This window comes from Erwinia sp. MYb416, assembly GCF_037479575.1.
GTDB classification, from domain to species: Bacteria; Pseudomonadota; Gammaproteobacteria; order Enterobacterales; family Enterobacteriaceae; genus Erwinia; species Erwinia rhapontici.
In genome coordinates, this window is the sequence record NZ_JBBGYT010000104.1 from 1 (window position 1) to 838 (window position 838).

General features: G+C 44.4%; 1 pseudogene. It reads left to right on the top strand.

The annotated features are described in order from the left end of the window. Positions 1–838: pseudogene (locus tag WH277_RS00920) on the top strand (type VI secretion system baseplate subunit TssF); the annotation flags it as partial.

Here is an 838-nt window from a genome sequence, read left to right on the forward strand (position 1 = left end):
ATCCAGGAGTATTTCTCCTGCCGTCAGCGATTTTATTTTTTTACGTTAAATCATCTGGCAGATAGCCTGAGGAAAAATAATTCCAATGAGGCTGAACTCATTATTTTACTTGACCGATTGCCACAAGATTTAATCGGTCATATCGATGCATCCCGGTTTCTTCTGCACTGCACCCCGGTTATCAATCTTTTCCCTAAGTTAGTCGATAGGATAGAAATTAACAGGGCACTGCATAGTTTCCATGTTGTTCCTGACCGGAGCAGGCCTTTAGATTATGAAGTTTTCTCAGTCAATCGGCTATTGGGGCAGAAGGCTGAAAGCAGTGATGAGGTCGTTTTTAAACCCCTGTATCATACCCGACATTCTGATGATGGAAACTTTGGTCGCTATTTTTCTATTCGTAGAGAAGCAAGAATCAAGGATAAGAATACCAGGAAATACGATACTCGTACTCCCTATGTGAGCACTGAAGTTTTCGTTTCATTAGTAGATCAGAATGAGGCGCCTTTTAGCGATGATATCAGGTATCTGTCTATTGATGCGATGGTGACTAATCGGGATCTTCCGCGCCTTATCAAGGCAAGTGGTAGCTTAGACCTGACGATGTCTGGTTCTGTTCCTGTTCACGGTGCAATGTTTGTCTGCCAACCCAGTGCTCCGCGTCCGGCATTTGCCCTGGGAGAAGCGTCATGGCGATTAATTCGTCAACTAAGTTTTAATTACCTTCCACTCTCAGATATGGACCATGGATTAGGTGGGGAATCGTTGCGTAATATGCTTAGCCTCTTCCTCAATGGTGCGGATCAGGAGTCGATTGCTCAGGTTAACAGCCTTGTGG